Source organism: Cognatilysobacter lacus (genome assembly GCF_008274655.1).
Lineage (GTDB): Bacteria > Pseudomonadota > Gammaproteobacteria > Xanthomonadales > Xanthomonadaceae > Cognatilysobacter > Cognatilysobacter lacus.
This window is the reverse complement of the sequence record NZ_VTRV01000141.1, coordinates 1-7049: the sequence shown is the minus strand read 5'-3', so window position 1 is coordinate 7049 and position 7049 is coordinate 1. Positions and strand designations below refer to the sequence as shown.

At 66.0% G+C, this 7049-nt stretch carries 6 protein-coding genes; all 6 read left to right on the top strand.

Translation table 11 applies throughout. From position 1 onward, the window contains the following. The first annotated feature begins 281 nt into the window (after positions 1-281). The gene (locus FW784_RS11335; RefSeq protein ID WP_235893666.1) at positions 282-1238 is read left to right on the top strand and encodes a UDP-glucuronic acid decarboxylase family protein; all 957 of its coding nucleotides are present in this window, start codon (positions 282-284) and stop codon (positions 1236-1238) included. Positions 1239-1341: 103 nt separating this feature from the next. Next, positions 1342-3156, top strand: a complete 1815-nt coding sequence (locus tag FW784_RS11330; protein ID WP_205123615.1) for an ABC transporter ATP-binding protein — start codon at positions 1342-1344, stop codon at positions 3154-3156. 34 nt (positions 3157-3190) lie between these two features. Continuing rightward, the gene (locus tag FW784_RS11325) at positions 3191-4165 is read left to right on the top strand and encodes a glycosyltransferase family protein (RefSeq protein WP_149353451.1); all 975 of its coding nucleotides are present in this window, start codon (positions 3191-3193) and stop codon (positions 4163-4165) included. A 38-nt stretch (positions 4166-4203) separates the two neighbouring features. Further along, on the top strand, positions 4204-5064 hold the full coding sequence (locus tag FW784_RS11320) for an FkbM family methyltransferase (protein WP_149353450.1): 861 nt from the start codon (positions 4204-4206) through the stop codon (positions 5062-5064). Positions 5065-5173: 109 nt separating this feature from the next. Next, entirely contained in the window at positions 5174-6067 is an 894-nt protein-coding gene (locus FW784_RS11315; protein ID WP_149353449.1) for an FkbM family methyltransferase, read from the top strand. A gap of 3 nt (positions 6068-6070) precedes the next feature. Continuing rightward, positions 6071-7049, top strand: a 979-nt coding sequence (locus FW784_RS11310) for a glycosyltransferase family 4 protein (protein ID WP_149353448.1), incomplete at its 3' end; no start/stop codon positions are given.

The window sequence follows — 7049 nt, the reverse complement described above, 5'->3', positions numbered from 1 at the left end:
CGGGCGGCGGCGATCGCCTGCGGCGTGGCGATGCTGCACAGCTTGGTCGATTTCCCGCTGCGCACGGACGCCTGCAGCGTGGTCCTCGCGCTCGCCCTGGCCGTCCTTTGCGCGCCTCCGGCCCCGCATCCGGCCCGCTGAGGCGGGGGCTCCGGACGCGGTCGTCACGCCGGTCTGTATCATCGCCGGCTGCTTGTATCCGGCCGGATTGCTCGAATCGCAACTGGATGCGGCCCGTTCCAATGAATCTAAGAACGCCCGACAAGCGGCAGGAGTATCGCGTGAGGTCTTACGAGGTCAGGAAGCGAATTCTGGTTACGGGAGGCGCCGGTTTCCTGGGCTCCCATCTGACCGACCGCCTGCTCGAGCAGGGTCACGAGGTGATATGCGCCGATAACCTGTTCACCGGGACCAAGCGCAACATCGACCACCTGCACGACAACCCGCGCTTCGAATTCATGCGGCATGACGTCACCTTTCCGCTGTATCTGGAAGTCGACGAAATCTGGAACCTCGCGTGCCCTGCGTCGCCGATCCACTACAGCCACGACCCGGTGCAGACGACCAAAACGTCCGTCCACGGGGCGATCAACATGCTGGGCCTGGCCAAGCGCCTGCGCTGCCCGATCTTCCAGTCGTCGACCAGCGAGGTCTACGGCGATCCCGCGGTGCACCCGCAGCGCGAGGACTACTGGGGCAACGTGAACCCGATCGGCCCGCGCTCGTGCTACGACGAGGGCAAGCGCTGCGCCGAGACGCTGTTCTTCGACTACTACCGCCAGCACCAGCTCGAGATCAAGGTCGCGCGCATCTTCAATACGTACGGTCCGCGCATGCATCCCAACGACGGGCGCGTGGTGTCAAACTTCATCGTGCAGGCGCTGCGCGGTGATCCGATCACGATCTACGGCCAAGGCCAGCAGACGCGGTCGTTCTGCTACGTCGACGACCTGATCGATGGCTTCCTGCGCCTGATGGCGAGCGAGCCGGGCTTCCCGGGCCCCGTGAACCTCGGCAACCCGGGGGAGTTCACCATTCGCGAACTGGCGGAAAAGGTCATCGACCTGACCGGATCTAAGTCGCAGCTCGTGTTCCGCCCGCTGCCCCAGGACGACCCCATGCAGCGCCAGCCCGACATCACTCTGGCGCGCGAGAAACTGGGCTGGGAGCCGAAGGTCCAGCTCGAACAGGGGCTGCAGAACACGATCGAGTACTTCGATGCGTTGCTGAAGGCCTGATCGCGATGGCGCGTCGTTCACTGCCGCCGGTCAGCCCGCTAGTCATGCATCGGGCCGCCCTCGGGGTCAACGCGAGCGAGCGGCCGGTGGTTCCGCCATCGTCATGAAGCCCGCACTCCCGTCAGGCATGGTGGTGCTGCTGCAGCGCCTGTGGCGCCACCTGTCCCGCCGCCACCGCGTGCAGTTCTGGCTTCTGCTCGGGCTGATGCTTGTCAGCGCGGTCGCGGAAGTGGTTAGCCTCGGCGCCGTGCTGCCATTCCTGAGCGTGTTGACCGCACCCGAGAAAGTGTTGGCACAGCCGTTGGGCGCGCGCTTCGCCGCCGCTTGGGGCGTGACGTCGGCAGCTGAGCTCACCCGCCCGTTCACGCTTCTGTTCGTGGCGGCGATCATCGGTGCAGGAGCGGTGCGCATGCTGCTGCTGTGGAGCACGACCCGCTTCACGCTGACGTCGGGCGTCGCGCTGAGCGCGCAGACGTACAGGCGTACGCTGTACCAGCCGTACCTGGTGCACGTGGCGCGCAGCAGTAGCGGCATCATCAGTGGGCTTACCTACAAGGTGAACAGCGTCGTGTTCGGCGTGGTCATGCAGTCGCTGGTGCTGATCAGTTCGATCGCCCTACTCGTCGCGGTCGTAGCGGCTCTGGTTGCAGTGGACCCGGTGATCGCAATGGGCGCTGCGGTCGCGCTCGGGCTGAGCTACTCGCTCATAACATGGGTGACCCGTCACCGTCTGCGTCGCAACAGCGAGCTCATTTCCGAGGGCCAGACGCAGCTGGTCAAGACATTGCAGGATGGCCTGGGCGGCATCCGCGACGTCCTGCTCGACGGCACGCAACCGGTGTACTGCGACATCTACCAGCAGGCAGACCTCCCACTGAGGCAGGCGCAGTGCAACAACACATTCATTGCGCAGAGCCCGCGCTACGTGATGGAGGCGTTCGGCATGGTGCTGATCGCCGGTCTAGCCTATGGGTTGAGCACCAAGAACGATGGCATCGCCTCGTCGCTGCCGATGCTGGGCGCCCTCGCCCTCGGCGCGCAACGCCTGCTCCCGGCCCTGCAGCAGGCCTACAGCGCGTGGCAGAGCGTGGCCGGTAACCAGGCGTCGCTGGCGGATGTGATCGAGTTGCTCGACCAGCCGCTGCCGGCGACCCTGCTCGAACCGCCGCCGCCGCCGTTGCCGCTCCATCAGGCCATCCGTCTGGATTCCGCAGCCTTCCGCTACACCGACGACGGCCCGTGGGTGCTCGATGGCATCGACCTGACGATTGCGAAGGGCGCGCGCATTGGGTTCGTCGGCAGCACGGGCAGCGGCAAGAGCACGTTGATGGACCTGCTGATGGGGCTGCTGCCGCCGACAAAGGGCGCGGTGCTGGTCGACGGTGAGCCGGTCTCCGAACGGCGTGCTCGGGCATGGCAGCAGAGCATCGCGCACGTGCCCCAGGCGATTTACCTCGCCGACGCCTCGTTCGCGGAAAACATCGCTTTCGGCGTGCCGGTGCCGCAGATCGACATGCACCGCGTGCGTGAAGCCGCGCGCCGCGCGCAGATTGCCGAGCACATCGAAGCGCGCGTCGGCGGCTACGACGCCCGCGTCGGCGAGCGCGGCGTGCGTCTTTCGGGCGGGCAGCGGCAGCGCATCGGTATCGCGCGCGCGCTCTACAAGCAGGCCAGCGTGCTCGTGTTCGACGAGGCCACGAGCGCGCTCGACAATGCGACCGAACAGGCGGTCATGCAGACGATCGAATCGCTCGATCGCGACCTAACCATCCTGCTGATCGCGCACAGGCTCGGAACGGTCCGCCACTGCGACTCCATCGTCGAGCTATCCCACGGTCGCGTCGTCGCGCAGGGCACGTTCGAACAGCTGCTGCAGGACAGTGCAAGTTTCAGGAAAATGGCGCGTGAGCCGGAATAACCCCGACGCACGGCACAGGTATCGAAGGGCCCCGATGACCGGCAACAAATCCCGCGCGGTGCTGACGATTGCCACCGGCAAACGCCTCTACCTGGACATGGCGATCGCGCTGGCGCGTTCGTTCCTGTGGTGGCACCGCGATTCCGACATCGCGTTCTACATCGCTACCGACATTCCCGACGAAATGCCGCGTGACCTCGGCGCCGTTCGGATGCTCCGCTTCGAGAAGGGCGAGCTCGGCGTCGGTTTCTCCATGAAGCTCAAGCTCGACCAGCTAGCGCCCGCCGAGCAGACATTGTTTATCGATTCCGACTGCCTGTGCCTGGGTCCGCTCGACCCCCTATTCGACCGCTTCGAAGGCAATGGCGTTTCCGTCCTGGGAACGCCTACCAGCGAGGGTGAGTGGTTCGGTGACATCGCCACCCAGTGCGCGAACTTCGGCGTGCCGGCGCTGCCGCGTTTCAACGGCGGTGTGTACTACCTCGAGAAGGGCGAACGCCGCAACGCGGTCTACGAAAAAGCCCGCGAGCTCGAGCCGAGATACGACGAACTCGGGCTGGTGCGGCTGCGCGGCAGCGCCAACGAGGAATTGCTTATGTCGATCTCGATGGCGCTGCACGGCTGCCCGCTGATCGAGGACGATGGCACGTTTTACGGCGACTTCTTCATGAACCCGGTGTTGCTCGAGCTGGACCTGCTTCGCGGCAAGGTGTGCCTGTCCAATCCGCCGCCGCCGCACCCCTCGCATCGGCCAGGCTATGCGTGCCGGGAGATCCACCCGCGGATCGTTCATTTTCTCGGCGACTTCACCAGCAAGTGGCCGTACCGCACCGAGGAGAAGACCCTCGCGCTAATCGGTCGCGGCGTGCCTGCGGGACTGGCGCGCCTCGTGGTGAGGATCGGCTACCGGCTACCCGCCATGGTCGCGCAGCGCGCTCGCGACTCGCTGCGCCCGATCTATCGACGCGTGTTCGGGTACCGCGCGGTTCGCCACGTGGAGCGCGTATGAGCAGGCAGCTATGAGCACGCAGCGTGCGGCGGTGGCGAATGGCGATTGAAGACGTTGCGTTCTGGAATGGCGACGGCGTCGCCGCGCGCCTACTCATCGCCTACGCGCGCAGGGTGCCACCGCATCCGTTCAAGATCCGCTGGTTCCGCTGGATGGCGCGACATGTATTTCCGATGGGCCTGCGGGTCGTCAATCGCGCCGGCGTGCGGATGCGCGTCGATCCGCTCGACTATATCGGTCACGAAATCTGCTTTTCGAAAGCCTATGAGCCCAGGTCAATCGCGCTCGCGGCGCGCTTGATGTCGGACGGCGGCACGTTTCTCGACGTCGGCGCCAACTTCGGTTTGTACACGTGCACGGTAGCGGCACTGCCGGGCGTTCGTTGCATTGCCGTGGATGCGGCCGCATCTGCGCTTGACAAGTTGCAGCGCAACCTCGCGCTCAGTCCCGACGCCAATGTCCAGGTGGTCACCGCCGCATTGGGTGACAAGCGCGGCATTGTGCGGATCGAAACCCCGGTGGTCGACAACTTGGGAACGACGCGGGTGGCGTCGGCCACTTCCGTCGACGTACCGCAGTCGAACTTCGTTGCCGAAACGACACTGGATGAGGTCCTGCGTTGCGTTCGCGCCGATCGCATCAAGCTGATGAAGATCGATGTCGAGGGTTATGAGCTGACGGTGTTCAAGGGCATGGATTTGAACGCGCCCTATCGGCCGGAGCACATCCTGATGGAGTACAGCGACCGCATCGTTACCGAGACAGCAAACCTGAGAGCCTGCTACGAGCTTCTCAGCGCGAATGGCTATGAAGCGTTCAGCGTCGCCGACGAGCCCTTTCTGGGCGTGCTTCCCTTGCCGGAGGAGAATCTCTGGTGGCGCCACCGGGATGCGGGATGAGCGCGCGACTTCGCTGGTTGCCGGCGCCGCAGGGGCATCTGGGTAGCGGGCCCTGGCCGCCTTCGCGGGCCGTTGTTTCGTGCCACCAGCGGATCCGCAGGGAATTGCCATGTCCGCGCTGACCGTGCTGAGGTTCGTCGTGACGCATCGGGCCAATACCGGCCACCGGCTGCAGGCGCTGTGGCGTCTGGTGCGCTGGCAGATCGCCAGCCGCCTGGTAAACGGCGACATCGTCTACGCATGGGTGAACGGGTCGAAGTTCCTCGTGCGCTCCGGCGAGAACGGACTGACAGGCAACATATACGTGGGGCTGCAGGAGTTCGACGACATGGCGTTCGTGCTGCACATGTTGCGGCCGGGCGACCTGTTCGTGGATGTGGGCGCAAACGTCGGCTCGTATTCGATCCTTGCTTGCGCAGTCGCCGGCGCGCACGGTTGCGCGGTCGAACCGGTGCCGGCTACGTTCGAACGGCTGGTCGAGAACATGCGCATCAACCATCTCGACGAGGCGGTGCAGTGCGTGAATGCCGGTCTGGGAAGTGAGCCCGGCACGCTTCGCTTTTCGTCCGACATGGGTGTGTGCAACCGCGCGCTGGCCAGTAGCGATACGCGGCCCGGCGTTGTGGAGGTGCAGGGCATCACGCTCGACGCGTTGCTCGCGGGTCGCTCGCCGCGCCTGATCAAGATAGACGTGGAGGGTTACGAATCGGCCGTTCTCGCGGGCGCGGATGCAACGCTGCGCGATCCGTACCTGCAGGCCGTGATCATGGAACTGAACGGATCGGGCGCACAGTTCGGCTTCGACGAGTCGAAGCTGTTCGGGCTGATGGTCAGCCACGGTTTCCAGCCGTGCGCGTACGTGCCGGCCGAACGTCGGCTCGTCGACGCGCATGGGCCCGGCGCGACGGCCAGCGACAACACGATCTTCGTGCGTGACATCGACGCGGTTCGCAACCGGCTGCGCGAAGCAGAGGCCTTTGACGTGAACGGCAAGCGGTTCTGACGCATGAATCTCCTGGTACTCGAGCCCGACCCCAGCTTCGGCGGCGGTTCGGAAGCCGTCTCGCTTTCGCTCGCGCGTGAACTCGCCGGCCGAGGCCATCGCATCGTGCTGTTGCATGAGGCGCCTGGCAGCATGCTCGCCCAATACCGTGGGTTTGCCAGCGAAGTCGTGCAGGCATCGCTGCCTGGGTTCGCGCTGCGCTCGCCACTGCGCACGCTCGCGTGCGTGCTGCGCATCGGGCGCATTGCGCGCGCCCGGCGCATCGACGCCATCGTTTCCTCGCATCTGGGTTTCATCCGGCACGCCGCGATGATCCAGGCGCTGTTCCGCATCCCAAGCTGTTTCCACCTGGGGCTGTCGCTGGTCGATCCGCCGCGAAGCCTGCGGCTGGCACTCGGGCACGCGGGCGCGGGCGTCGCCCCGTCCGCGCATTCGCTCGACAGCTGGAAAGCCGGCGGCTGGAAACCGGGTGCGCTTCACCTTGTTCGCAACTGGGTGGACGTCGCGCGTTTTGCGCCGACGTGCGATCGCGCCCAGCTTCGTCAGGACCTCGACATGGCTACGGACGCGAAGCATGTCGTGTTCGTCGGCCGGCTGTGCGCCCAGAAAGGCGTGGACGTGCTGCTCAGCGCGTTCGCGCAGTTGGCGGCCGCGCGGCCGGATGTGCATCTGCACCTGGTCGGCCCCCTCGCGCCGGACTTTGCGCCGGTGCAGGAAGCGTTGCTTGCGGCGATGCCCGGCCCGGTGCGCGCACGCGTCCACGCGGCGCCCGTCACGGCGCACCCGGAACGGTTCTATGCGGCCGCCGACCTGGTGTGCGCGCCGACGGTGGGCGACGAGGCGTTCGGACTGACCGTGCTGGAAGCCATGGCCTGCGCAGTGCCGGTGGTGGCGAGCGCGGTCGGCATCGTCCCGCAGCTGGTCGGCGAGCACGACGCCGACCTGCTCGCGGCGCCCGGCGACATCCAAGGGCTCGCCGAAC